Source organism: Actinoplanes sp. NPDC049265 (assembly GCF_043197135.1).
Lineage (GTDB): Bacteria > Actinomycetota > Actinomycetes > Mycobacteriales > Micromonosporaceae > Actinoplanes.
The window spans coordinates 17,252-42,306 of record NZ_JBICSP010000017.1; the positions used below are offsets into that span (position 1 = coordinate 17,252).

The 25,055-nt window shown below is 70.6% G+C and carries 24 protein-coding genes; 10 read left to right on the forward strand and 14 right to left on the reverse strand.

What is annotated here, in order from left to right; all coding sequences use genetic code 11:
* The first annotated feature begins 41 nt into the window (after positions 1 to 41).
* Positions 42 to 2,600 carry an aminopeptidase N gene (pepN, locus tag ACGFIO_RS32555; RefSeq protein WP_392832092.1) on the forward strand — a complete coding sequence of 853 codons (2,559 nt, stop codon included), beginning with the start codon at positions 42 to 44 and terminating at the stop codon, positions 2,598 to 2,600.
* 40 nt (positions 2,601 to 2,640) lie between these two features.
* On the forward strand, positions 2,641 to 3,183 hold the full coding sequence (locus ACGFIO_RS32560) for a Uma2 family endonuclease (protein WP_392832095.1): 543 nt from the start codon (positions 2,641 to 2,643) through the stop codon (positions 3,181 to 3,183).
* Positions 3,184 to 3,521: 338 nt separating this feature from the next.
* Here the strand turns inward: ACGFIO_RS32560 and ACGFIO_RS32565 are convergent, their stop codons facing one another.
* On the reverse strand, positions 3,522 to 3,929 hold the full coding sequence (locus ACGFIO_RS32565; protein ID WP_392832478.1) for a DUF5130 family protein: 408 nt from the start codon (positions 3,927 to 3,929) through the stop codon (positions 3,522 to 3,524).
* A 76-nt stretch (positions 3,930 to 4,005) separates the two neighbouring features.
* Positions 4,006 to 4,293 carry a hypothetical protein gene (locus tag ACGFIO_RS32570; protein ID WP_392832097.1) on the reverse strand — a complete coding sequence of 96 codons (288 nt, stop codon included), beginning with the start codon at positions 4,291 to 4,293 and terminating at the stop codon, positions 4,006 to 4,008.
* Between the two features lie 149 nt (positions 4,294 to 4,442).
* Here ACGFIO_RS32570 and ACGFIO_RS32575 point away from each other — a divergent pair, with 149 nt between their 5' ends.
* Both ACGFIO_RS32575 and ACGFIO_RS32580 read left to right on the forward strand, forming a co-directional pair.
* Positions 4,443 to 4,925, forward strand: a complete 483-nt coding sequence (locus tag ACGFIO_RS32575; protein ID WP_392832098.1) for a hypothetical protein — start codon at positions 4,443 to 4,445, stop codon at positions 4,923 to 4,925.
* Positions 4,925 to 5,761, forward strand: a complete 837-nt coding sequence (locus tag ACGFIO_RS32580; RefSeq protein WP_392832099.1) for a class F sortase — start codon at positions 4,925 to 4,927, stop codon at positions 5,759 to 5,761. The genes ACGFIO_RS32575 and ACGFIO_RS32580 overlap by 1 nt, the downstream gene beginning before the upstream one ends.
* Here the strand turns inward: ACGFIO_RS32580 and ACGFIO_RS32585 are convergent.
* Positions 5,758 to 6,300: an HNH endonuclease gene (locus ACGFIO_RS32585; RefSeq protein ID WP_392832102.1), complete on the reverse strand. Its 543-nt coding sequence runs from the start codon at positions 6,298 to 6,300 to the stop codon at positions 5,758 to 5,760. The two genes, ACGFIO_RS32580 and ACGFIO_RS32585, sit on opposite strands and share 4 nt — an antisense overlap.
* Before the next feature lie 219 nt (positions 6,301 to 6,519).
* Here ACGFIO_RS32585 and ACGFIO_RS32590 point away from each other — a divergent pair, with 219 nt between their 5' ends.
* The 4 genes from ACGFIO_RS32590 to ACGFIO_RS32605 all read left to right on the forward strand — a co-directional run bounded on the left by ACGFIO_RS32590 (position 6,520) and on the right by ACGFIO_RS32605 (position 10,806).
* Positions 6,520 to 7,581 carry a mechanosensitive ion channel family protein gene (locus ACGFIO_RS32590; RefSeq protein WP_392832104.1) on the forward strand — a complete coding sequence of 354 codons (1,062 nt, stop codon included), beginning with the start codon at positions 6,520 to 6,522 and terminating at the stop codon, positions 7,579 to 7,581.
* A gap of 155 nt (positions 7,582 to 7,736) precedes the next feature.
* Entirely contained in the window at positions 7,737 to 9,032 is a 1,296-nt protein-coding gene (locus ACGFIO_RS32595; protein WP_392832107.1) for an MFS transporter, read from the forward strand.
* Positions 9,029 to 9,463, forward strand: coding sequence for a globin (locus ACGFIO_RS32600; RefSeq protein ID WP_392832110.1), 435 nt, complete (start codon positions 9,029 to 9,031; stop codon positions 9,461 to 9,463). The genes ACGFIO_RS32595 and ACGFIO_RS32600 overlap by 4 nt, the downstream gene beginning before the upstream one ends.
* A 74-nt stretch (positions 9,464 to 9,537) precedes the next feature.
* Complete coding sequence (locus ACGFIO_RS32605) at positions 9,538 to 10,806, forward strand: PKD domain containing protein (protein WP_392832113.1); 1,269 nt, start codon at positions 9,538 to 9,540, stop codon at positions 10,804 to 10,806.
* Positions 10,807 to 11,008: 202 nt separating this feature from the next.
* Here ACGFIO_RS32605 and ACGFIO_RS32610 read toward each other — a convergent pair whose 3' ends face one another.
* From ACGFIO_RS32610 to ACGFIO_RS32630, 5 genes are all read right to left on the reverse strand, one after another.
* On the reverse strand, positions 11,009 to 11,593 hold the full coding sequence (locus ACGFIO_RS32610) for a YbjN domain-containing protein (protein ID WP_392832116.1): 585 nt from the start codon (positions 11,591 to 11,593) through the stop codon (positions 11,009 to 11,011).
* 130 nt (positions 11,594 to 11,723) lie between these two features.
* Complete coding sequence (locus tag ACGFIO_RS32615) at positions 11,724 to 12,371, reverse strand: hypothetical protein (RefSeq protein ID WP_392832119.1); 648 nt, start codon at positions 12,369 to 12,371, stop codon at positions 11,724 to 11,726.
* Complete coding sequence (locus ACGFIO_RS32620) at positions 12,368 to 12,841, reverse strand: acyl-CoA thioesterase (RefSeq protein WP_392832122.1); 474 nt, start codon at positions 12,839 to 12,841, stop codon at positions 12,368 to 12,370. Before ACGFIO_RS32620 ends, ACGFIO_RS32615 begins: the two co-directional genes overlap by 4 nt.
* Entirely contained in the window at positions 12,834 to 14,510 is a 1,677-nt protein-coding gene (gene ettA, locus ACGFIO_RS32625; protein ID WP_392832124.1) for an energy-dependent translational throttle protein EttA, read from the reverse strand. The genes ACGFIO_RS32620 and ettA overlap by 8 nt, the downstream gene beginning before the upstream one ends.
* A 171-nt stretch (positions 14,511 to 14,681) precedes the next feature.
* Positions 14,682 to 15,248: a hypothetical protein gene (locus ACGFIO_RS32630; protein WP_392832127.1), complete on the reverse strand. Its 567-nt coding sequence runs from the start codon at positions 15,246 to 15,248 to the stop codon at positions 14,682 to 14,684.
* Between the two features lie 104 nt (positions 15,249 to 15,352).
* Between ACGFIO_RS32630 and ACGFIO_RS32635 the strand changes: the two genes are divergently transcribed.
* A complete protein-coding gene (locus ACGFIO_RS32635; RefSeq protein WP_392832130.1) occupies positions 15,353 to 16,768 on the forward strand; it encodes a trehalose-6-phosphate synthase in 1,416 nt (471 codons plus the stop codon).
* Here ACGFIO_RS32635 and ACGFIO_RS32640 read toward each other — a convergent pair.
* Genes ACGFIO_RS32640 through cobC form a run of 4 tightly spaced genes read right to left on the reverse strand, consistent with a single transcriptional unit; the run spans position 16,765 to position 20,517 of the window.
* Positions 16,765 to 17,139, reverse strand: coding sequence for a VOC family protein (locus tag ACGFIO_RS32640; RefSeq protein WP_392832133.1), 375 nt, complete (start codon positions 17,137 to 17,139; stop codon positions 16,765 to 16,767). The genes ACGFIO_RS32635 and ACGFIO_RS32640 overlap by 4 nt on opposite strands.
* 29 nt (positions 17,140 to 17,168) lie before the next feature.
* Positions 17,169 to 18,359, reverse strand: coding sequence for a uroporphyrinogen-III C-methyltransferase (cobA, locus tag ACGFIO_RS32645; protein WP_392832136.1), 1,191 nt, complete (start codon positions 18,357 to 18,359; stop codon positions 17,169 to 17,171).
* Complete coding sequence (gene cobT / locus ACGFIO_RS32650) at positions 18,356 to 19,408, reverse strand: nicotinate-nucleotide--dimethylbenzimidazole phosphoribosyltransferase (RefSeq protein WP_392832139.1); 1,053 nt, start codon at positions 19,406 to 19,408, stop codon at positions 18,356 to 18,358. Before cobT ends, cobA begins: the two co-directional genes overlap by 4 nt.
* A complete protein-coding gene (gene cobC / locus ACGFIO_RS32655) occupies positions 19,405 to 20,517 on the reverse strand; it encodes an Rv2231c family pyridoxal phosphate-dependent protein CobC (protein WP_392832141.1) in 1,113 nt (370 codons plus the stop codon). Before cobC ends, cobT begins: the two co-directional genes overlap by 4 nt.
* Before the next feature lie 48 nt (positions 20,518 to 20,565).
* On the opposite strand from cobC, the gene ACGFIO_RS32660 reads away from it, so the two are divergent.
* Positions 20,566 to 22,755 carry a transglycosylase domain-containing protein gene (locus tag ACGFIO_RS32660; protein WP_392832143.1) on the forward strand — a complete coding sequence of 730 codons (2,190 nt, stop codon included), beginning with the start codon at positions 20,566 to 20,568 and terminating at the stop codon, positions 22,753 to 22,755.
* A 92-nt stretch (positions 22,756 to 22,847) separates the two neighbouring features.
* Here the strand turns inward: ACGFIO_RS32660 and ACGFIO_RS32665 are convergent, their stop codons facing one another.
* Together ACGFIO_RS32665 and ACGFIO_RS32670 are read right to left on the reverse strand one after the other, a co-directional pair.
* Positions 22,848 to 23,489 carry a TIGR03086 family metal-binding protein gene (locus ACGFIO_RS32665; protein ID WP_392832146.1) on the reverse strand — a complete coding sequence of 214 codons (642 nt, stop codon included), beginning with the start codon at positions 23,487 to 23,489 and terminating at the stop codon, positions 22,848 to 22,850.
* A 43-nt stretch (positions 23,490 to 23,532) separates the two neighbouring features.
* Complete coding sequence (locus ACGFIO_RS32670) at positions 23,533 to 25,011, reverse strand: cobyrinate a,c-diamide synthase (protein ID WP_392832149.1); 1,479 nt, start codon at positions 25,009 to 25,011, stop codon at positions 23,533 to 23,535.
* Positions 25,012 to 25,055: the final 44 nt, after the last annotated feature.

A 25,055-nucleotide genomic window follows, 5' to 3' on the forward strand; every position in this document is an offset into this window, starting at 1 on the left:
CGGGGGCCGGGTCGGTCCTTTGCGATGCGAATGGAGTGATCGTGGCCGGAGTTCGTAACCTGACCCAGGTCGAGGCCGCCGAGCGGGCCCGCCTGCTCGAGGTCGACGGGTACGACATCACCCTCGACCTGACCGACGGCTCGGGCAACCCGGGCGAGGTCACCTTCCGCTCCACCACCGAGGTCAGGTTCACCTGTGGTGAGCCCGGCGCCGAGACCTTCATCGAGGTGGCCGCGAGCGGCATCCGGTCGGCCACGCTGAACGGGACACCGGTAGACCTGTCCGGCTGGTCGGCCGAGGCGGGACTGACGCTCACCGGGCTGGCCGCGAGCAACACGCTGGTGGTGGACGCCGACTTCGCGTACTCGGCCAGTGGTCAGGGCCTGCAGCGCAGCATGGACCCGGTCGACAAGGAGATCTACCTCTACAGCCAGTTCGAGACGGCCGACGCGCAGCGGGTCTTCGCCTGCTTCGACCAGCCCGACCTGAAGAGCGTCTACACCTGGCACGCGACAGTCCCGGGCCACTGGCGGGTGATCTCCAACATGCCGGTCGACACCGAGGCCAAGGCCGGGGTCGGCGCCAAGACCGTGCACTTCCCGCCGTCAGTCCGGATGAGCTCGTACATCACGGCGCTGTGCGCGGGGCCGTACCACGAGGTCCGCGACGAGCACGACGGCATCTCGCTGGGCGCGTTCGTCCGCCAGTCGATGAAGCAATACCTCGACGCGGACGACATCTTCAACGTCACCAAGCAGGGCTTCGACTTCTTCCACGAGCAGTTCGGCGTGCGCTACCCGCTGCCCAAGTACGACCAGCTGTGGGTGCCCGACTTCAACGCCGGCGCGATGGAGAACTTCGGCTGCGTCACCCACGCCGAGGCCCACTACATCTTCCGGTCGCAGGTCACCGACTTCGAGTACGAGCAGCGCGCCAACACGATCCTGCACGAGCTGGCCCACATGTGGTTCGGCGACCTGGTCACCATGCGCTGGTGGAACGACCTGTGGCTGAACGAGTCGTTCGCCGAGTGGGCCAGCCACTGGTGCAACACCAGCGCCACCCGGTTCACCGACGCCTGGACGACGTTCCTGTCCATCCGGAAGAACTGGGGCTACCGCCAGGACCAGCTCTCCTCCACCCACCCGGTGTACTGCGAGATGCCCGACCTGGAAGCGGTCGAGGTCAACTTCGACGGCATCACGTACGCCAAGGGCGCCAGCGTGATCAAGCAGCTGGTCGCCTACGTCGGGCTGGACTCCTTCCGGGCCGGCCTGCGCGCCTACTTCGGCAAGCACATGTGGTCCAACGCGACCTTCGACGACCTGCTGACCGAGCTGGAGGCCGCGTCCGGCCGCGAACTGCGCAAGTTCGCCGCCCAGTGGCTGGAGACCGCCCAGGTCAACACCCTGCGCCCGGTGGTCGAGATCGCCGCCGACGGCACGTACGCCAACGTGGTGGTCCAGCAGGAGGCACCGGCCGAGTACCCGACGTTCCGCACCCACCGCATCGGCGTGGGCCTCTACGACCGGCGGGGCGACCAGCTGGTCCGCCGGGAGCTGCTGGAACTGGACGTGACCGGCGAACGTACCGAGATCACCCAGCTCACCGGCCGGCCCGCCGCCGACGTCCTCCTGCTCAACGACGACGACCTGACCTACGCCAAGCTCCGCCTGGACGATCGCTCGATGGCCGCCGTGGTCGACCACATCGCCGGCTTCGACTCCTCCCTGGCCCGGGCCCTGTGCTGGGCCGCCGCTTGGGACATGGTCCGCGACGCCGAGCTGGCCACCCGCGACTATGTGGCCCTGGCCTGCAGCGGCCTGCCCGCCGAGAAGGACATCAACCTGGTCACCGCGACCCTGCGCCAGACCCAGACCGCTCTGACCATGTACGCCGACCCGGCCTGGGCGCCGTCCGGCTGGGCCAAGCTGGCCGAGGTCGCGCATACCGCCCTCGCGGCGGCGACACCGGGCAGCGGTTTCCAGCTGGCCTGGGCCCGCGCCTACATCGCGTCCGGCCGCGGCGCCGGCGACCTCACCGCCCTGCGCGGCTGGCTGAACGGCGAGGGCGTGCCCGAGGGCCTGACCGTCGACACCGAGCTGCGCTGGTCGCTGCTGCAGGCTCTGGCCGCGCGGGGCGAGGCGACGGACGAGCAGATCGGGTACGAGCTCGACAATGACCGCACGGCCAGCGGGGAACGCGAGGCCGCGTACGCCCGGGCCCTGCTGCCGACCGCGGAGAACAAGGCCGAGGTGTGGTCGCGCCTGACCGGCGACGAGGAACTCCCCAACTGGCTGCACCGTTCGCTGCTCCAGGGTTTCCAACACTCGACCCAGATCGAGCTGACCAAGCCCTACGCCCAGCGCTTCTTCGACGTGATCGACACGGTCTGGAAGCGCTCGGACAGCGAGCCGGCTCAGGAGTTCGTCATGATGGCCTACCCGGCCTACCAGGTCAGCGACGAAACAGTGGCCCAGACGGACGCCTGGCTCTCCACCGAGGGCCACAACCCGTCCCTGCGCCGCCTGGTCGCCGAGGGCCGCGACGGCGTCGTCCGTGCCCTGCGGGCTCGCAAAAAGGACACCGCAACAGCCTGATCGTCACTTCGTCACCACCCAGCGTGCGTACGCTGGGTGTGTGACGACAGTGGCCCGCTGGACGGCTCCCGAGGGCCCGTGGACCGAGCCCGACCTGCGCCTGTTCCCCCAGGACGGCCACCGCTACGAAATAGTCGACGGCAGCCTCCACGTGACCCCGCCCTTGGACCAGCCGCACGAGGCCATAGTCCAAGCGGTGATCACCACGCTGCGCGGCGCCGCCCCCGAGGGCTGGTGGGTCTGCCCCCGCCTGGGCCTGGCCTTCGGCCCCCACCGCCTGATCCCCGACGTGACAGTCCTGCGCCCCGACTCATCCGGCACAGTCTGGGCCACCCCCACCGACGTAGCCCTGGTGATAGAGGTCGAGGACCCCACCAGCGCCCGCTACGACCGCCTCCTGAAACCTTCCCTGTACGCCGAGGCCGCCATCCCCCACTTCTGGCGAATCTCCAGCGGCCCCACAGTCCACACCCACACCCTGACCAACCAGGGCTACGACTTGCAGCAGTCAGTGACCCCGCCAAATCTAGTCCAGCTCACTGACCCGTACCCCGTACGGTTAGCCCCTTCAACCTGGACTTAGCCGCCCCACACCCCACGGACCCAAGCACATCCAAACCTGGACTCAGCACCCACCGCCCCCACTCACCCACGGGGTTCTAGAGCGCAACCAAAGTCGCATTTCGCCCAGCCGGCGACTTGGCCGCGAAAAGTACGAGGCGCAGCCGAAGTGCTTTTCGTGGCCAAGTCGCCGGCCGCCCCCAGGGCGAAATGCCGGAGGAGCGAAGCGACGACCAGCCAACTCAGCAGCCGCGTGCACCCAGCCCAGCCACTCCCACTGGACCTACCCGCCCAGCGTAAATATTCCCCCGCGCGCGGTCAGTGCTCCCTCGCGCGCGGTCAGTGCTTCCCCGCGTGGGGTCAGTGCTTCCCCGCGTGCGTAGCCAACTGATCGAGCCCAGCGAGCACGCCCCCCGCCAGATCCCCACCCGCGAACGACGCCGCCATGGAAAGAGCGGCCAGCTTCGCATCCCGATCGGAGATCCGCTTCCGCACGTCACTCCCGGTGACAATCTCCAGCACCCGCTGGTTGGGCGAAACAGCCACCAGCACAGCCCGGGCCGCCCCCTCGATCTGCCGGTGCAGCCCCTCAGCCGTCTCGCGAACCGGCTCGGCCAGTTCTCCCACGTAAACGCTGAAGATCAGCCCCGTCTGCTGGTCGGCGACCCGCAGAGCCTCATCCAGCCGCAGCAGCTGCCGGGTGGTGAACGGCCCATCGAGCGCATCGGCCGTGGCCTCGGTCAGCGTCGGCCCACCCGGGGACTCCACCGGGCTGGACGGATGCGGCTCGTGCGAGTGACCCTCGGGCCCGTCCACACCCGTGGTGGAGGAGAGGGCGACGGTTTCACCAGCGGTCACTTGCGCCTCCAACCGGACCGGGCCGAACGGGCCGGCCGGACGAGTCCTCGATTACCCCCGCCTCGATGGCAGGCGCGGTGCCGGCGCCGGCGGCGGGCCCTGTGCGCTCGGGCGCGGACAGGAACCACGTCGGCGCGAAGTCGTAGGGCCGGCCGGGCCGGTAGCGACGCGTGGGCCGCCCGGCGCTGCTGCCGGCACGGGCCAGCATGACCACGATCGCGACGACCGCGAGCGGGATCAGCAGGTAGACCAGAACGGTGCTCAACACGGACACGCCTTCACGGTAGCGGAGTGCGGTCCCTCCCACCGCGTCGGGTCTCTTCCTGCTTCTTCACCCCCGAAGGATCTACGCGGAATGCGCCGGGAGGTGCGAAAATCACCCTCACGCGCCGTTCGCGGAAGATCGTGTCCGAGGGGGAGCCCATGCGCAGATCGATGTTCGCCGCCGTCGCGGCCGCCGCCGTGCTGATCCTGTCTGTGCCCTCCGCCGCCACCGCGGCCGCCGCCGTCTTCGTGGAGATGAACCCGAGCACGGTGCGCCCGGGTGACGAGGTGGGCCTGCGGGCGAGCTGCACCGACAACCTGAACCCGGCCACGGTGGAGGCCGAGCCGTGGGGTTCCATCCAGGTCAAGCCCAGTTTCGGCTTCCTCACGGCGACCACGCGAGTGGCCCGGTCGACCAAGGCCGGCGACTACCGTGTGACCCTGCGCTGCCCCGATAAGAGTTCGGCCACGGCCGTCCTGCACGTGGTGGCCCGGATCGAGCCCGCGCAGGGGCCGGCCACCGGTGGGGGCGGCACCGCGCCGGGGCGGCAGGCGCCGTTGATGATCGGTGGGGGCGCCGGCGCGATAGTGGCCGGGATAGCGCTGGCCGTGTACGCCGCCCGCCGCCGGCGCCTGGGCTGATGAGTCCGGCCCGCCTGCCGGAGTCGGTGCGCCGCAAGCGCCCGGCCGAGATCGTGGTGCCCCGGCAGCGCCCGCCCGAGATCGACCCGCCGGCCCGGCCCCCGGCCCATCCGCCCCCGGCCGGCGACGCGCCGCGGCCACAGCCCCCGGCCGGCGACGCCCCGCCGAGGCGGCGCTTCCCCCGCGTACCCAAGCCTGGAAAAGCCCTCAACGCACGCGGCCGCCGGTTGCCGATCGGCTGGATCGCCGGCGGCCTGGTCTTTCTGGGTTTGTTCGGCGTCGGCATGGGCCTGGGCAACGCCACGGTGATCGACATCGGCGGCTGGTTCCGGGGGCCCGACAAGCCGCCGCCGCGCGCGTTCCCGGTGCTGGAGCCGAGCCGCCCGCTGCGGCTGACCATCCCGTCGATCAAGGTGGAGGCGCCGATCCTCGAGGTGGGGCTGGCCAAGGACGGCTCGGTCGACGTGCCGCCGCTGCAGCGCCACAACGAGGCCGGCTGGTTCGGCCAGGGTCCGACGCCGGGGCAGTTCGGTCCGGCGCTGATCGTCGGGCACGCGGACACCCGCACCGGGCCTTCGGTGTTCCACAGCCTGGCCAAGCTCAAGCCCGGCCAGGTCGTCGAGGTGCTGCGGGACGACCGCGAGGTGGCGCAGTTCACGGTCAACTCGGTGGAGAACTACGGCAAGGCGAAACTGCCGATCAAGCGCGTGTACGGCGACTATTCTCGCCCGTCGCTGCGCCTGGTGACGTGCGGCGGCGAGTGGCTGGGCGGCAGCCGCGGCTACAGCGACAACATCGTGGTCTTCGCCAGCCTGACCGGCACCAGGAAACGCTAGGCGGCCTCGGCCTCGGGGACCGCGGGCAGGTCGAGCCAGTCGGCCCAGCGCGGGTCGGGGGTGCGGTGGCCGAGGACCCGCCAGGCCACGCCGCGCGGGGCGGCCGGGGCCTGGTGGAGCCGCCAGCCCAGCTCGGCCGGCGTCTTGTCGCCCTTGCTGTGGTTGCACTTGGCGCACGCGGCCACGACGTTTTCCCAGGCGTGCAGGCCACCGCGGCTGCGCGGGAAGACGTGGTCGATGGTCTCGGCCGAGCCGCGGCAGTAGGCGCAGCGGCCGCCGTCGCGGGCGAAGATGGCCCGGCGGGAGAGGCCGATGTGGGTGCGGTACGGCACCCTGACGTAGCGGGTGAGGCGGACCACGCACGGGACGGGCAGCGTGTGATGGGCGCTGTGCAGCAACCCGTCACCGTCGGAGACGCACTCAGCCTTGGCGGTCAGCACCAGGATGGTCGCTCGACGCACCGATACGACGCACAGCGGCTCGTAGGTAGCGTTCAGAACCAACGCGGAAGAGCCCACTATGGGTCGTATGTCAGGCATCGCGATCACCTTTCAGGTGTGTTGCTGCTCACCGCTCCCGTTTAGCTTGTTACGTGTGCTGGACATGACGCCGGGGAAGCCCGGCGATCTCCGGTACCCGTGGGCCAATAGTCCCTGATGGTTGACGGAATTGCGAGCACAATCTGTGGCCGGGCGGTAAACGTCTGAGGTCACCCATGCGGATTAGCGGTTCAGCCGCCGCCGGTACGGTGGTCTCCCGTGTTGCCCTTAGCTCCCACACCACCCGGTCCGTCCACCCCGAGCGTCGACTTCTCGCCGAGCATCGAGGACATCACCAAGGGCTGCAACGCCGACGCGTTGTGCCGTCAGGTGTACGAGATGACCGGCAATCAGTGGCTGGCCAACAGCAGCTTCCTGATCATCGTGAAGCCGCTGCGGGTGATCGGGATCATCCTGGCCGCGATGCTGATCCGCTGGATCCTGCACCGGGCGATCCGCCGGCTGACCACGAGCACCTCCCGCGCGTCGATGCCGGCGCTGCTCAGGCCGTTGAAGGAACGGACCGAGGCCTCGGCCGAGGAGGGCCAGTTCATCCCGGAACGCCGGCGGCAGCGGGCCGAGGCGATCGGATCGGTGCTGCGCAGCTTCGTGACCGCGATCGTGTTCACCATCGCCGTGCTGCTGGTGATGAGTGAGTTCGGCTTCGACCTGGCACCCCTGCTGGCCAGCGCCGGCATCGTCGGCGTGGCGCTCGGTTTCGGCTCCCAGAGCCTGGTCAAGGACCTGATCGCCGGCCTGTTCATGCTGCTCGAGGACCAGTACGGGGTGGGCGACTCGGTCGACCTCGGCGACGCCAGCGGCGTGGTGGAGTCGGTCGGCCTGCGGATCACCACGGTTCGCGACGCGCGCGGCGTGCTCTGGTATGTGCGGAACGGCGAGATCCTGCGGGTCGGCAACAAGAGTCAGGGCTGGGCCATGGTGGTGATCGACATCCCGATCGGCTTCGTCGGCGCGGAGGAGGCGATCGCGGTGATGCGTACGGCCGCCCTGCGCGTCGCCGAGCAACCGGATCACGCCACCGAGTTCCTGGAACCGCCGGACGTGGTCGGCGTCGAGACGATCACGGTCGACGGCGCCACGATCCGGACCATCGCCAAGACCACCGCGGACGGGCAGATCTCGGTGCAGCGCGAGTTGCGCCGGGCGCTGAGCGACGCGCTGGACAGCTCGGGCATCTCCGGCCGGATCGCCGCCTCGCGTCTGCTCCCCCGCCCGGCGGCGCCCTACGGCACGGCCAGTGAAACGGGCGGTCCCCAGTAAAAGACACGAACGGGCGATGTCCCTTCTCGCCCGTTTGAGGACTAATCCAGCCGTACGCCCTAGCCACGAGTCGGCCGATCGGGCAGAATCCCGCACAGAGCATCTGCACGTGCAGCCTCAAGTACGCGTGCCTGTCGACGGGAAGCGGGGGCCGGGTGACCGACGACCGACCGGTGACATTCCGGGACGTCTTCGCCGTGTCCGAGTACCGCGCTGCCTATCTCGCCCTGATCGCCTCCTGGATCGGCGACTACCTGGCCCGGGCCGCGATCACCGTGCTGGTCTTCCAGGCGACCGAGTCGGTCATGCTGTCGGCGGCGGCCTTCGCCACCAGCTACCTACCCTGGCTGCTGTTCGGGCCGCTGCTGTCGGCGCTGGCCGAGCGGCACTCGTACCGATCGGTCATGGTCCTCGGCGACCTGGCTCGTACTGCGATGATTCTTGTCCTGGTCGTTCCCGGCGTGCCGTGGCCGGCGATCCTCGCCGTGCTGTTCGCGGTGACCCTGACCAGCGTGCCGATCCAGGCGGCGCGCTCGGCGCTGATGCCGCTCATGCTGACCCGGTCGCAGCTGGTCGTGGGCATGGCCGCGAACGCCACGACGATCCAGGCCGCGCAGGTCGGCGGCTACCTGATCGGCGCGACGGTCTCGGCCGCGGTGAACCCGCACCTGGCGATGATCGTCGTCGGCGCGCTGTTCGCCGCCTCGGCACTGCTGGTCGCGGCCGGGGTGCGACCGCGACCGCCCGCGGTTCCGGCCGAACAGCGCACCCACCTGCTGCGCGAGTCCGCGGCCGGGTTCCGGATGGTCTTCGGCAGCCCCGTCCTGCGGGCGATCGCCCTGCTCGCGTTCTCCATCTCGGCGTTCTCGATCGTGCCCGAGGGCCTGGCCGCGGCGTGGGCCGCGCAGGCCGATCCGGCGTCGGTGAGCCGGGGCGTCAGCCAGGGCATGATCATGGCGGCGGGCCCGGTCGGTTTCGTGATCGGCGGCCTGATCACCGGCCGCCTGGTCAGCCCGGCCACCCGGCACCGCCTGATCCGCCCGCTGACCGTGCTGGCCCCGCTGGTGCTGATCCCGGCCCTGGCCTCGCCACCGGTCCCCATGGTGGTGCTGCTCACGCTGCTCTCCGGCGCGGCGATGGGCGGACTGATGCCGACCCTGAACACGCAGTTCGTCCTCGGCCTGCCGCACGGCTACCGGGCGCGGGCGTTCGGCGTGGTGCAGCAGGGCCTTCAGGTCGCGCAGGGCGGTGCGGTCCTGCTCACCGGCGTCCTGGCCGACCACGCGCCCGTTCCGGTGGTGGTCGGGCTGTGGAGCGTCGCCGGCGTGATCCTGATGCTGCTGCAGGCCGCGCGCTGGCCGCGCGCCGCTCTGCACCCCGAGCCGGTCCCGGAGCCCGCGCCCACCGCCCGTCCGCGTTTACGCGAGGCGGCTGGCACGATGGATGCGTGACCGCACCCCGAGAGCTGCCCCTCACCCCGTCCTCCCCCAAACCCGCGGAACCCGTGGCGGAGGCCAGTTTCTTCGTGGCCGTGGGCGGTGAGCCGACGTTCCGGCGCCTGGTCGACAAGTTCTACGAGGGCGTGGCCACCGATCCCCTGCTCCGCCCGATGTATCCGGAGGAGGACCTGGGCCCGGCGGCCGACCGGCTGACCCTGTTCCTGATGCAGTACTGGGGCGGCCCGAACACCTACTCGGCGTCGCGCGGGCACCCGCGGCTGCGCATGCGCCATGCCCCGTTCGAGGTGACGCCGGCGGCCCGGGACGCCTGGCTCACGCATATGCGGGCCGCGGTCGACTCGCTCGGCCTGCCCGAACCGCACTATTCGGCCCTCTGGGACTATCTGGAAAGGGCTGCGTATTTCATGGTGAACGCCGAGTAAGAGGGTAAAACGCATCCAGGCCGGTACCTGGCTCGTTGTTCGGTTGATCGCCACCCGACCATGGAGCCGCCCTCATGCGCCGACGATTGTCCGCCACCGCCACCGCGTTATTGACGCTGACCGCCCTGACCGTCGCCGGGACACCGGCCTTCGCCGATCTGGCGCAGTCCAGGATCGTCTCCGACAATCCGGTCGACTTCACGCCTCATGTGCTCGACGGCACGGTGTGGACCATCACGGTGGTCGGTGACACGGTCGTCGTCGGCGGCAGCTTCACCAAGGTCACCAACAGCGCCAGGACGCAGACCTACGCAAGGCGCAACATCTTCGCGTACGGCCTGAGCGACGGCGCCGTCCGCTCGTTCGCCCCTACCGTCGACGGCGCGGTGTACGCCCTGGCGCCCGGCGCCGACGACACGGTCTACGTCGGCGGCGCGTTCAAGACCGTCAACGGCGCCGCCCAGCGTGGCCTGGCCCGGGTCTCGCTGACCAGCAGCGCACGGCAGGCCAATTTCACGGCCAAGCAGAACTGGGGCGACACCCGGGCGATGGCCGTCCGGGGCCGGTGGCTGTACGCCGGCGGCACCTTCTCGGCCGTCAACGGCACGGCACGGGCGGGCTTGGTGCGGATCAACGCCTTGACCGGCGCCGTGGACACCGGCTTCGACGCCAAACTGTCGGCCCCCGGCCTGGCCCGCACCCGGGTCGAGCACTTCGACATCACTCCGGACGGCACCAAGCTGGTAGCCATCGGCGCCCTGCTCAAGTCCGGAACCGCCGACCGCACCCAGATCGCCATGTTCGACGTCTCCGGTCCCACGGCATCCTTGTCCAGCTGGTACACCGACGCCTACAAGCCCGAGTGCATGGAGGGCTTCGACACGTACCTGCGCCAGGTCAAGTTCTCCCCCGACGGCTCCTACTTCGTGGTGGCGGCCACCGGCCGTGCCTCTTCCCCCACCACCCTCTGCGACTCGGCGGCCCGATTCGAGGTGGCGGGCGCGGGTAAGCACAACCCGACCTGGGTCCAGCGCACGGGCGGCGACTCGCTCTACGCGGTCGCGGTAACCGGCGCCGCGGTCTACGTAGGCGGCCACCAGCGCTACTTGGACAACCCCTACGGCACCGACGCCAAAGGCCCAGGCCCCGGCGCGGTCAAGCGCGAGGGCATCGGCGCCCTCAACCCCACCACGGGTAAGGCTCTCCCGTGGGACCCCACCCGCTCTCGCGGCGTGGGTGCGCGGGCTCTGGTCACGACCCCCAACGGCCTGCTGGTTGGCTCCGACACCGACAAACTGGGCAAGGAATACCACGGCCGAGTAGGCATGTTCCCGCTCACCTGATCCCCCACCCACGGGGTCCTAGAGCGCAACCAAGTCGCATTTCGCCCAGCCGGCGACTTGGCCGCGAAGAGTACGAGGCGCAGCCGAAGTGCTTTTCGTGGCCAAGTCGCAGGCCGCCCCCAGGGCGAAATGCCGGAGGAGCGAAGCGACGACCAGCCAACTCAGCAGCCGTATGCAACCAGCCCAGCCACCAGGCCCGCCCTTACAGCAGAGCCCCTTCATCATGCAGCCAGTCCACAAACGACGTGGCCACGGCAGCCCCGCAATCGAGCATCTCCACAAGCAGCGCGTCATGCGCGCCGGAGTTCAAGGGAACCTGCAGCTCCGCGTAAATGGGAAGCTGCCCCCGCTCCGTGGGATCCCCCACGTAAGCCTTGCAGAACCGCCGAGTGTGGTTCCACTCGTTGACCACCCGGTAGGCCCGATCGGCCCAGTCCGGTGGCACCGTCGAGTGGGGCCGGGCCCGCATCACCAGAATCTCGTCGTCCGGCCCTTCGAGGGTGAACAGCACCGCGTGCCGCTCCCACATGGCCAGCAGGCTCCCGCCCCCGTCGGCCAGGAACCGGATGTCGAGCAGATCGAGCGCTTTCCCGATGCGGTCGAGGGTGACCGGCTGGACCTGGTCCCCCGACTCGATCGTGGTGGACAACTCGGCCGCATGCCCGGGTTCGCGCTGGGCCGGCACTCCGACGCGAACGGCGCCCGCACTGCTCTGCAACGCGACCTCGCCACCGGCTTCACCCCGGCCGCCCCCGGTTGCCCCGGGACGCCATGACCACCACGGCATCGTTGTGCACCTCGCTCCCCAGCAGGTCGCCCGCCGGACGTAGCGGGGACCTCGGGCAGGGACGCTACCCGTACAGATCTCGGAGGTCATCCCCCCAACCGGAGGGCGCGACCGGTTGTCCGATACGCCATCACCCTTTCGGGTGAGAGGAGATAGGCATAACAGTCAATTTCTTGACCCGCTGTAGCCATGCAACTCCATATGGTGCAGAAACTCCCACCCAGCGTCCCGAGACGAGCACTCTCGCATCAGGACCCTCCACATCGTCCGGTCCGAGAAATCCCATCCGCGAGGTCGCCTGAACGAGCCGCTGCGGAATCTCCACCGACTCGCCCTGGCCGGGCGTGACCACCAGTGCGACGTGATCGAGCAGAGCGTCACGAACGGCCCGCTGGCCCACCGCACGACCCAGTCCACCCCCCGTGACCTCGCGCAACGTGCCGGCGGCGGCCGCCGCGAGCTGGTTCAGCTCGGCCACCGCCACCCGTTCGACCACTGTCGCGCCGCCGGGCGGGAGCGGCCATCGCCAGTCGGTGTCCCGTCGCGCCGGCAACTCGGGATCCGATCGCGACAGATGCGACAAAAGCTCGGCCGCGGACACCGTGATGTCGCTCTCGACGGTGCCGGAAACCTCGCGGGTGACGATGACATCCCAGGGCAGCCGGGCCCACAGCGCCACCCGTTCCCCGGCCGGGCGCAGCCGCACCGGGGCAGAACGGTCGAGCCGGACCAGCCGGGCCAGGAAGGCGCCGGCGTCCGGGATACCGGTCAGGCTCATTCTTCGACGTACGGCTCGAGGAAGTGCCGTTCCGCCTCGGACAGCCGCCGAGGGAAGCCCTCCGCCAGGTTGTAGGGCACGCAGACCGACTTCGCCCGGCCAGCCAGGTTGCCCTCGTCGAAGAGCTCGTAGGCCACGGTGAAGCGGGACGCGCGCAGTTGCGAGATCCACATCTCGATGCGGACCCGCGGCGACGAAGCCGCCCCAGCAGACCCGGCCCCGGAATCGACCGACGCTGGATCACCCGCCTCGCGCCGCGGTCCGTAGTCGACCGGCCGCAGGTAGTCGACCTCGTGGCGGGCGATGACGATGCCCTCCTCGAACGAGGTCAGGCCCTGGGCGCGGGCGGCGGTGAAGAACATGGCGACGCGCGCCTCCTCGTACAGGGTGAGGAAGCGCGCGTTGTTGACGTGGCCGTACACGTCCATGTCGGACCAGCGCACGGCCGCGTCGTAGACGTACCTAGTCACGGGTGAGCTTGCGGTAGGTGACGCGGTGCGGGCGGGCCGCTTCGGCACCGAGGCGGTCGATCTTGTTCTTCTCGTACGCCTCGAAGTTGCCCTCGAACCAGAACCACTTGTCCGGTTCCTCCTCGGTGCCCTCCCACGCGAGCATGTGGGTGGCGACCCGGTCCAGGAACATCCGGTCGTGGGAGATGACCACCGCGCAGCCCGGGAAGTCGAGCAGCGCGTTCTCCAGGCTGGAGAGCGTCTCCACATCCAGGTCGTTGGTCGGTTCGTCGAGCAGGATCACGTTGCCGCCGATCTTCAGCGTCATCGCGAGGTTGAGCCGGTTGCGCTCGCCGCCGGACAGCACCTTGACCGGTTTCTGCTGGTCGGGCCCCTTGAAGCCGAACGCGGCGACATAGGCGCGCGACGGCATCTCGACCTTGCCGACCATCAGGTGGTCGAGGCCGTCCGAGACGACCTCCCAGACGGTCTTGGCGCCGTCGAGGCCGGAGCGGTTCTGGTCGACGTACGACAGGGAAACGGTCTCCCCGACGCGGACCGAGCCGGCGTCCGGCTGCTCGAACCCGACGATGGTCTTGAACAGCGTGGTCTTGCCGACGCCGTTCGGGCCGATGATGCCGACGATGCCGTTGCGCGGCAGCGAGAACGACAGGTGGTTGATCAGCGTACGGCCGTCGAAGCCCTTGACCAGCTCGTTGGTCTCGATGACCGTGTTGCCCAGACGGGGACCCGGCGGGATCTGGATCTCCTCGAAGTCCAGCTTGCGGGTCTTTTCCGCCTCGGTGGCCATCTCCTCGTACCGCTCCAGGCGGGCCTTGCTCTTGGTCTGCCGCGCCTTGGCGTTCGAGCGGACCCACTCGAGTTCCTCGGACAGCCGCCGCTTCATCTTGGCGTCCTTGCGGCCCTCGACCGACAGACGCTGCGCCTTCTTGTCGAGGTAGGTCGAGTAGTTGCCCTCGTAGCCGATGGCCCGGCCGCGGTCGAGCTCGAGGATCCAGCCGGCCACGTTGTCCAGGAAGTACCGGTCGTGGGTGATGGCGATGACGGTGCCGGCGTACTTGGCCAGGTGCTGTTCCAGCCACTGCACGCTCTCGGCGTCCAGGTGGTTGGTGGGCTCGTCCAGCAGCAGCAGGTCGGGCGCCTCGAGCAGCAGCTTGCACAGGGCGACCCGGCGGCGCTCACCACCGGAGAGCTGGGTGACGTCGGCTTCCGGGGGCGGGCAGCGCAACGCGTCCATGGCCAGCTCGAGCTGGGAGTCGAGATCCCAGGCGTTGACGTTGTCGAGCTGCTCCTGGAGCTTGCCCATCTCTTCCATGAGCTCGTCGGTGTAGTCGGTGGCCATCTGCTCGGCGATGGAGTTGAACCGGTCGAGCTTGGCCTTGGTCTCGGCGACGGCCTCCTCGATGTTGCCGAGGACGGTCTTCTCGTCGTTGAGCGGGGGTTCCTGCGCGAGCATGCCGACGGTGTACCCGGGCATCAGCCGGGCCTCGCCGTTGCTCAGCGTCTCGAGCCCGGCCATGACCTTGAGCAGCGTGGACTTACCGGCACCGTTGGGGCCGACCACGCCGATCTTGGCGCCGGGCAGGAAGCTCAGCGTGACGTTGTCGAGAACGACCTTGTCGCCGTGCGCCTTGCGCGCCTTCTCCAGCGTGTAGATGTACTGGGCCACGGTGCGGCCTACCTCCGTGTCGACGACGAATGAGAGTAATGAGTGCCCATCCTCCCAGGGCACCCGATGTACAACCCCGCCGACCCTCCCCGCAATTCCGCGGGCCGGTCCAGGAGCTGTCGCGAATTCGCTTCCGGGGCGCTTCGACCGGGACTGAATGTGAGACGGGTCCTAGGACAGGGCCGGCTGGGTCTCCTTGCGGCCGTCGTTGTGGTGGGTGATCAGGAGACGATCCTTGTTCACCGACAGGGTGGTGCCATCGTTGGCCGTGGCCAGGTAGTCCTTGGACCGGCGTTGGACGTCGTCGACGAACAGGGCGGTCTCACCCTCGACCCACTCGTCGCCCTGGTTGCCGATCTTGTTGGCGTGGTAGAAGAAGTGGCCGGACCCGTCCTTGCAGATGTAGACGTCCGACCGCTCGGTCTTGATGTGCACGACTATCACGAGCGGTCCGGGGTATCCGGCCTTTGCCGCGGCGTCGAGCGTCTCCTGACGGCACGGCTCGCCATTGAGCGTCGGCGTCTCGGACGGTTGCGAGGTTTCCGGCTGCACGCCGGTCGACTGCGAGGTGCCGACGTCCGGGGTGTTGTTCACCGGGTTCAGCGCCTCGCGACGGTCGCGGTCGTTGGCGAGCAGGATGCCGGCGGAGATGCCGATGATGCAGAGAAACGTGGTGGCGATGACCACAGGGAAGAACAGTGGCCGTCGTGGCGGGGGAAGATCATCGGACACGCTCACCGGATCAGGATGCCACCCGGCCGCCACAACCGGGGACCCCACATCCAGCTACGCACAGTAGGCTCACCGGTGGGAACTAGCTACGACCCGGAGGTGCACTCAGCGTGGCCGAACGAAGTTCCTTCGTCGTTGTCGCCAACCGTCTGCCCGTCGATGAGGTGATCAACGACGACGGCGAGCGGCAGTGGCGGCCCAGTCCCGGTGGTCTGGTCACCGCCCTGCACCCCGTCCTCGCCGAACACCAGGGCACCTGGATCGGCTGGGCCGGTGGCGACGGTGAGGCTCCGGAGCCGTTCGAGCTGGAGGGCATCCGCATCCACGCGGTGCCGCTCAGCAACGACGAGCTCGAGCGCTACTACGAGGGCCAGTCGAACGCCACGATCTGGCCGCTCTACCACGATGCCGTCGAGACGCCGGTCTACAAGCGTCGCTGGCGTGAGACATACCGGCTGGTCAACCAGCGTTTCGCGGAGGCCGCGGCCGAGGTCGCCGAGGAGGGCGCCACGGTCTGGGTGCAGGACTACCAGCTCCAACTCGTACCGGCCATGCTCCGCGAACTTCGCCCCGACCTGCGGATCGGCTTCTTCCTGCACATCCCGTTCCCGCCGATCGAGCTGTTCATGCAGATGCCGTTCCGGGCCGAGGTGCTGCGCGGCCTGCTCGGCGCCGACCTGGTCGGCTTCCAGCAGCGGCTGGCCGCGCAGAACTTCGTGCGCCTGGCCCGGCATCTGCTCGGCCTGCGCTACGAGGGGCAGTCGATCCAGGTCGACGGGCGCAAGGTCAAGGCCGGCGCGTTCCCGATCAGCATCGACACCAAGGACATGGAACGGCTCGCCGCCGACCCCAAGGTGCAGGCCCGGGCCAAGGAGATCCGGGCCGAGCTGGGCGACCCCGAGACGATCATCCTGGGCGTCGACCGGCTCGACTACACCAAGGGCATCGAGCTGCGCCTCAAGGCGTTCCGCGAGCTGCTGGCCGACGGCAAGCTCAAGGTCGGCGACGCGGTGATGGTGCAGGTCGCCACGCCCAGCCGGGAAAGGGTCGAGCACTACCAGACGCTGCGGGTGCGGGTCGAGCGCGAGGTCGGCCGGATCAACGGCGAGTTCGGCCGGGTCGGCGTGCCGGCGGTGCACTACCTGCACCAGTCGATGCCCAAGGCGGAACTGGCGGCACTCTACGCGGCGGCCGACATCATGATGGTCACGCCCCTGCGCGACGGCATGAACCTGGTCGCCAAGGAATACGTCGCGTCCCGGGCCGACCGTGGTGGCGCGCTGGTGCTGAGCGAGTTCGCCGGGGCCGCGACCGAGATGCGGCAGGCGTTCCTGTGCAACCCGCACGACCCCGACGGCGTGAAGGACGCGCTGCTGCGGGCGGTCGGGGCCGAGCCGGCCGATCTCAAGCGCCGGATGCGGACCATGCTGCGGCACCTGCGCAGCCACGACGTCGCCGCCTGGGCCAAGAGCTTCCTGGACGAGTTGTCCGACGCGGCCGACCTCTCGACCCCGGACCAGCCCTAGAGATAGAGGCAGAAGGGGTGGCCGGCCGGGTCGAGGAAGACCCGGACGTCCTCCTGCGGCTGGAACTCGGCGAGAACGGCGCCGGCCTTCTCGGCGTGGGACCCGGCCTCCTCCAGATCGGCCACCTGGATGTCCAGGTGCGCGCCCATCTGGGGGTCGCCGGGGCTCGCGGGCCAGACCGGGCGTACGTAATCGCTCTCGGTCTGGAAGGACAGCCCCGCGCCGCCGGCCGGCGCGCTCAGCCGGACCCACCCCCGTTTCTCCTGGATCACCGACCAGCCCAGCAGGCGCTGGTAGAAGCCGGCCAGCTCGTTCGCGTCGGCGGAGTCGAGGACGACCGCGGTCACCATCATCTGTGGTCTGGCATCCATGGCGGTGAGTTACCCCCCGGTCACAAGATTCACGCCACGACCGCGGCGACTTCTCCGATCACCACGACCGCGGGCGGGCGGATGCCGGCCTCGGCCGCCTCGGCCGCGATCGATCCGAGCGTGCCACGCAGGCTGCGTTGCGCCTCGGTCGAGCCCTCCTGCACCACCGCGGCCGGGGTGGCCGCGTCGCGCCCGTGCTTGATCAGCGCCTCGGCGATCAACGGCAAATTCTTCAATCCCATGAGTACGACCACAGTCCCGCGCATCCGGGCCAGCGCCGCCCAGTCGACCAGCGACGCCTCGCTGTCCGGGGCCACGTGACCGGAGACCACGGTGAACTCGTGCGCCACCCCGCGGTGCGTGACCGGGATGCCGGCCAGCGCGGGCGCCGCGACCGCACTGGTCACGCCCGGGACCACGCGCACCGGAATTCCGGCCTCGGCACAGGCGATCGCCTCCTCGCCACCCCGCCCGAAGACGTACGGGTCACCGCCCTTGAGCCGCACCACGAACTTCCCGGACCGGGCCCGGTCGACCAGGATCCGGTTGATCTCCTCCTGCGCGGCCGACGGGCCGTACGGGATCTTGGCGGCGTCCACGAACTCGGCGTCCGGACGCAGGTCGGCCAGGAGCGGGCCGGGCACCAGCCGGTCGGCCACCACCACGTCGGCCGCGGCCAGTAGACGCCGGCCGAGCACGGTGATCAGCTCGGGGTCGCCCGGCCCGGACCCGACCAGGGCCACCCCGGGCGGCATCGGCTCGGCCGCGGTCGCCGCCTCCAACGCGCCCGCCACCAGGTCACGGACGCCGATGGCGCGACGGCGATCGCCACTGTCGGTGACCGCCACGGTGATCTCGCCGTGCCGGGTGACGGCCGGTGTCCAGGCGGTCGCGGCGTCGCGGTCATCCGCGCGTACGCAGAAGACCCGATCCTCCTCGGCCGCGGCACTGACCTCGGCCGCCGCCACGGGGTCGTCGACCGCCACCTGCACCAGCCACGCCCCCAGAACGTCGTCGGGGGTGAACGGACGCGCGGTCCACCGAATGCGGCCCTGGTCGGCCAGCGCACGCAGCGCCGGGGTCAGCTCGGGCGACACGACCTCGACCCGGGCACCGGCGCTGAGCAGGGCCGGCATCCGCCGGGTGGCCACCGCGCCGCCGCCGACCACGAGCACCCGGCGGCCGTCGAGGCGAAGTGCGAGGGGGTACAGGTTGTTCACTTTTCCGATACTCCGGCGCTGTCGAAGGTGGCGACGTCGTGCAGGACGCGGACCGCGGCGGCCACGATCGGCAGGGCGAGCAGGGCGCCGGTGCCCTCGCCCAGGCGCAGGCCCAGATCGAGCAGGGGGGTGAGGCCGAGATGGGCGAGCGCGACGGCCGCGCCCGGCTCGGCCGAGAGGTGCCCGGCGACCATCGCGGCGACCGCGTCCGGGGCCAGCGCCGCGGCGGCCAGGGCGGCGGAGGCGGCGATCACGCCGTCGACGATCACCGGGACGCGGCGCTCGGCCGCACCGAGCAGGAAGCCGGCCAGCGCGGCGTGCTCCAGCCCGCCGACCGCGCCCAGCACGGCGACCGGGTCGGCCGGGTCGGGCGTGTGCCGGGCCAGCGCGTCGGCGATGACGGCGACCTTGCGGGCGTACGTCTCGTCGTCGATCCCGGTGCCGCGGCCGGTCACGTCCTCGGCCGGGCGCCCGGTGAACGCCGCGATGAGCGCCGCCGCCGGGGTGGTGTTGCCGATGCCCATGTCGCCGGTGAGCAGGCACCGGGCGCCGCCGTCGATCAGCGCGTGGGCGACCGAGACGCCGGTCTCGAGCGCCTGCCGGGTCTCGGCCGGTGTCATCGCCGGCTCGGCGGTCAGGTCGCGGGTGCCGTGGCGGACGTTCGCGTCCAGCAGGTTGGGGCCGCCGAACAGCTGGTGGGCCACGCCGACGTCGACGACCAGCACGTCGGCGCCGTTCTGCCGGGCGAACGCGTTGATCACCGCGCCGCCGGCCACGAAGTTGGCCACCATCTGGGCGGTGACCTCCTGCGGCCAGGGCGAGACGCCACGGGCGTGTACGCCGTGGTCGCCGGCGAAGATGGCCACGGTGGCCGGTTCGGGCAGCGGCGGCGGACACTGACCGGCCAGGCCGGCCAGGCGTACCGACAGGTCTTCGAGCGCGCCCAGCGACCCGGCCGGCTTGGTCAGCCGGGCCTGCCGCTCGCGGGCCGCCGCCATGGCCGCCTCGTCCGCCGGCCGGATCGCGGCGATGGTGGTCTCCAGGCTCACAGCAGCTCCCTCTCGCCGGGTTCGTCCGCGGCTCGCACCACGTCGTTGAGCGCCTCGATGAACGCGTCCGTCGTGGCAGTGTCGCGCACCGCGATTCTCAGCCAGTCGGGGCCCAGCCCCGGGAAAGTGTCTCCCCGGCGCACCGCCCAGCCTCGTTCCCGCAGCTCAACACGGATTTTGTCAGCCCCACCGAGTCGGATCACGACGAACGCGGCGGCCGGCTCCCCCGCCACCGTGATGCCTGGCACACCACGGAGCGCATCCACCAAATAGGCACGCTCCGTGGCAAGCTGCTCGGCGATCGCACGCTCCATGGCCACCGCGTGGTCACCGGCGATCACCGTGGCCGCGACGAGCGCGGGCGTCGAGACGGGCCACAGCGGCAGCGGGGACGCCAGCCGCCCGATCAGCTCGGGCGCGGCCAGCGCGTACCCGATCCGCAGGCCGGCCAGCGCCCACGTCTTGGTCAGACTCCGCAGGACCACCAGGCCGGGCAGGTCGCGGCGGGACGCCAGGGACTCCGGCTCGCCGGTCACCCCGGGCCGGAACGTGGTGTCGGCGAACGCCTCGTCCACCACCAGCACGCGGCCGGGCCGGGCCAGCTTCGCGATCTCGGCCGCCGGGTGCAGCACCGACGTCGGGTTGGTCGGGTTACCGACGATCACCAGGTCGCTCTCGGCGGGCACCAGCCCCGCGTCCAGCCGGAAGCCGTCCGCCTCGGTCAGCAGCACCCGCTCGACCTCGTGCCCGGCCGCCCGCAGCGCCGCCTCCGGCTCGGTGAACTGCGGGTGCACCACGACCGGCCGCCGCACCCCGCGCAACGCCTGCGCGATGATCACGAAGGCCTGGGCCGCGCCCGCGGTCAGCAGCACCTCGCCCGGGGTGCGCCGGTGCCGGGCCGCGACGGCGGTCAGCGCTTCGCTCTGGTCCGGGTACGCCGCCAGCCCGGTCAGCGAGGCCGCGATCGGTTCGGCCAGCCACCGCGGCATCGGCGCCCGGCGGACGTTGACCGCCAGGTCGATCAGCCCGGCCCCGACCTCCGTGTCCCCATGGTGGCCCAGGTCGTACGTCATGGGGTCAGCATGCCGGAACCGGGATGTCCCTCTCACTTCAGCCGTTTGATCCGTACATGAGGCTTTTTGCCATACCTTCGAAGAGTGATGAATCGACCCCTCTCCGCAGTCGGCCGGATCGCCCCTCTCATCCGCGCGGGCCTGATCGCGGGGGTCGTCATCGCCGGCCTCGCCTACCCCCTGGCCGCCATGGCCGGCTACGGGATCAAGGCCGGGTCGGACGCCCTGCAGAGCATGCCCGAGGAACTGTCCGTCGCCCCCGCGGCCCAGACCACCTACGTGTACGCCAACGACGGCAAGACCCTGCTGACGACCTTCTACGAGGAGCACCGCAAGCCGACCGACCTGGCCGACATGTCGCCGTACCTGACCCAGGCGATCGTGGCGTCCGAGGACACCCGGTTCTACGAGCACCACGGCGTCGACCCCAAGGGCGTGGCCCGCGCGTTCGTCGCCAACCAGCAGGCCGGCGGTGTGTCCCAGGGCGCCTCCACGCTGACCATGCAGTACGTGCGCATGGCCCTGCGCGACGGCGCCAAGACCCCGAAACAGGCGATCGAGGCCACCGAGCAGACCACCGCCCGCAAGCTGCGCGAGATGCGGCTGGCCATCGAGGTCGAGAAGCGGCACAGCAAGCAGGAGATCCTCGAGCGCTACCTGAACGGCGCCTACTTCGGCCACCGTGCGTACGGGGTCTACGCCGCCTCGCAGGTGTTCTTCTCCAAGTCGCCGGGCAAACTCACGCTCACCGAAGCGGCCCTGCTGGCCGGACTGGTCAAGGCCCCGTCGGCGTACGACCCGGCGGTGCACGACCAGCGCGCGGCGACCGAGCGGCGCAACTACGTGATCGACCAGATGCTCAAGATGGGCGTGATCACCGCCGAGCAGGCCACCAGCGCCAAGAAGGCCAAGATCAAACTGAAGCTGAGCACCCCGCCCAACGACTGCATCTCGGTGCCCGAGAGGCTCAACGACTGGGGTTACTTCTGCGACTACTTCCGCAGCTGGTGGCTGGAGCAGCCGGCCTTCGGCATCGACCCGCCCGAACGCGAGGAGACGCTGCGCCGCGGCGGCTTCAAGGTGATCACCAGCCTCGACCCGAGAATCCAGCGGTCGGCGCTGACCCATGTGCTCGACAAGGAGCAGCGCAAGAGCAAGTACGCGCACGGCGAGGTCCTGATCCGGCCCGGCACCGGGCAGATCACGGCGATGGCCGTGAACCGGACGTACTCCCTCGACCAGAGCGACAACGGCAAACACACCGACCGGGCCAAGCGCCGGGAAGGCCTCAAGGGTAACTACCCGAACACGGTCAACCCGCTGCTCGGCGGCGGTGACATGGCCGGCTACCAGGCCGGGTCGACGTTCAAGGTGTTCACCCTGCTCGCCGCCCTGGACTCCGGGCTGCCGCTGTCCACGTCGTTCAACGCGCCACCGGTGTTCCGGTCGAAATACATCACCTCGCCCGGCCCGTCGGCCTGCGGCCGGCACTGGTGCCCGAAGAACTCCAGCAAGTCGATGAGCGGGCGGCAGACCATGTGGAGCGGCTTCGGCAAGTCGGTGAACACGTACTTCGTGTGGCTGGAGCAGAAGATCGGCTCGGAGAAGGCGGTCAAGATGGCCGAGCGGCTCGGGCTCAAATGGCGTACGGACATCGACCGGAAGATGGCCGCACCCGACCGGGCCGGCGGCTGGGGTTCGTTCACCCTCGGGGTCAGCGACGCCACGCCGGTCGAGATGGCCAACGTCTTCGCCACGCTGGCCGCGCAGGGCCGGTACTGCGAACCGCTGCCGGTCCGGGCGATCAACGGGCCGGACGGCAAGCCGGCCGCGTACAAGGGTGTGCCCGTGGCCAAGCCCCGCTGCCACCAGGCCGTCAAGCGGGAGGTGGCGCTGGCGGCGACCGACGCCGCCCGGTGCGTCACCGGCTACGGCGCGGCCAAGGGCGAGTGCGGCGGCTGGGAGACCTCCCCGATGGTCCACGCGGTGCTGCAACGGCCGGTGGCCGGCAAGAGCGGCACCACCGACAGCAACAAGACGGCGTGGTTCTGCGGATTCACGCCCCAGCTGGCCGCGGCTGCCTTCGTCGCCGACCCGGACAACCCCGACGACCTGGTCGGCAGCGGGCGCAGCACGATGTCCAAGTTCACCGTGGCCGAGACCCTCAAGGACGCGCTCAAGGGCCTGCCCAAGGCCAAGTTCACCGAACCGCCGGCCTCGGTCATCGGCAAGAAGTCCGGCCAGCACAAGAAGAACCGCTGGGACCGCGACTGAACGCGCCTTCCCAGTGGTAGCCCCGGGCGGTGTCCGAGTGGGAAATACCGCCCTGGGCTACCACTGAGGTTTGCCAGCCGGCGGCGGCACTCTCAGCCGGCGGCGGCTGACGGGGACGTGAAGCCGGGGCGGCGACGGCGGCCGGTTCGATGCCAGTCCGGGTCGCGGCCGGCCCGGGCCACCACCAGATCGAGCAGCGACGCCTCGTCGTCGGTGGCCACCGCCGGCCCGAACATGCCCGGCACACCCTCGGCCGGGCCCCGCGACAGGAACTCCATCAACGCCTCCAGGATCCGCGGGTCGGCCGCCATCTCCTGACCGGTCGCCTGGGCCAGATCCCAGCTGTGCATGACGACCTCGTCCATCGCGACCAGGCCCAGCTCGGCGGCCGGCATGGTCACGCCGCCCGCCGACGCGGTGCCGGTCCAGGCGGCCGGGTCCTTCCACGCGGTAGCCAACTCCTCCAGCAACACCGGCATCCGGCTGCGCCAGTGCGTCGGCAGGTCGGCGGCCGAGGGCTGCGGAGGCGGGCCGTCGGTGCCGGGTACGTCGGTCGCCTTCCGCGCGGCGGCGGCGAACGCGTACGACAGACCCATCAAATGGTGCAGCAGGTCGCCGACCGTCCAGTCGGGGCACGGGGTCGGTGCGGTCAGGTCCTCGTCGGCCACACCGAGCAACAGTGCCCGGAGCCGGCGGACCGGGGGATCGAAGTCCAGGGGAACTTGGTCAGCCACGCGTAAGCCTCCTTCTCTTCCGCGCGGAGGTATTCCTCTCAGGTTACGGACGTGTCACGACATCCGCCGTGTCGGCTTCGGCGTCAGTGATCGCCGTGACCGACAGTTCCGCCGTCCGTTCCTCGCGTGGCTCGGGCGACCGCTCGATCGGCTGGGTCGCGATCTCGGGGCGCGGGGCCGCCGCCAGCACCAGGCGGCGGGCGATCTCCGGTGCGCCGGCCCAGTGGATGCCCAGCTGGGAGGCGTGCACCTGGCGCCAGACGAAGCCCTCGGGCGTACCCGACCAGGTCCAGGCCGGCCGCTCCCCGGCCCGCGGCGAGACCACCGCGCGCACCTGCTTGTAGCCGGTGATCCGGGCACCCGCCGGGGCCAGCAGCGAGGTGGCGGGCGCCGACGCCTCGCGGTAGCCGGCCACGATCTGCTCGCCGGTGCGCGCGCTCGCGTCCAGCACCCCGCACATCGGCAGGCCGTCCAGGTCGCGGACCAGCCAGGTCAGGCCGGCCCCCTCGGCGGTCACCGGCATGCCGTCGGCGGCGCGCCGGGCGACCTCGGCGGCGAGGCGGCGGTTGGCCGACAGCTCCCCGGCGTACGACTCGGGGAAGCCCGCGCCGAGCACGAGTCCGCGTACCCCCGCCGGAAGTTCCTCATCGCGCAACGGGTCGACCACCGCGACCTCCGCACCGGCCGCGACCAGCAGCTCCGCCGTCTCGGCGTAGGAGAACGTCGCGCCCGGTCCACCGGCCAGCGCGATCACCGGACGCGGACCGGCCGGCGGCGCCGACCCGATCGCCTCGGCCGGCGACCAGACCGGACCGGGCAGCGCGGGCGCCGACGACGCGAGCTGCAGCACCCGGTCCAGGTCGACGCCGCCGCCGACCGCCTCACCGAGCACCTGCACGGCCCGCGCCGCTTCCGAGGTCCGGTGCATGGCCGGAACCACGCCCTCAGCCCGGCCCGGCAGCACGTTGGGCAGGTCACCGCGGCGCAGCGCACCCAGCACGGGCATGCCGATGTCGTCCAGCGCGCTGCCCAGCAGCTGCTCGTGCCGCGACGAGGCCACCCGGTTGAGGATCACCCCGCCCAGATGCACCATCTCGTCGAACATGCGGAACCCATGCACCATCGCGGCCACCGAATGACCCATCGCGGCCACGTCGATCACCAGGACCACCGGGGCGCGCAGCGTGGCCGCCACCGCGGCCGTGCCGTCGATCTCGGGCTGCCCGGTCAGGCTGTCGAACAGGCCCATCGCGCCCTCGATGACCGAGATCCGGGAACCGGACGCGCCGTGCGCGAACAGCGGGGCGATGTGCGCGGAGCCGACCAGGCGGGTGTCCAGGTTGCGGCCCGGACGGCCGGCGGCGAGCCCCAGGTACGCGGCGTCGGTGTGATCCGGACCGACCTTGAAGCCGGCCGCGGGCACCCCACGCGACGCGTACGCGGCGAGAAGCCCGACAGCGATCGCGGTCTTGCCGTGCCCCGACGCGGGGGCGCTCACGACGAGTCGCGGTTGAGCGGTCACTACCAGTTCCCCCCTCCACGTCCGTACTGGATCTCGCACCCTAC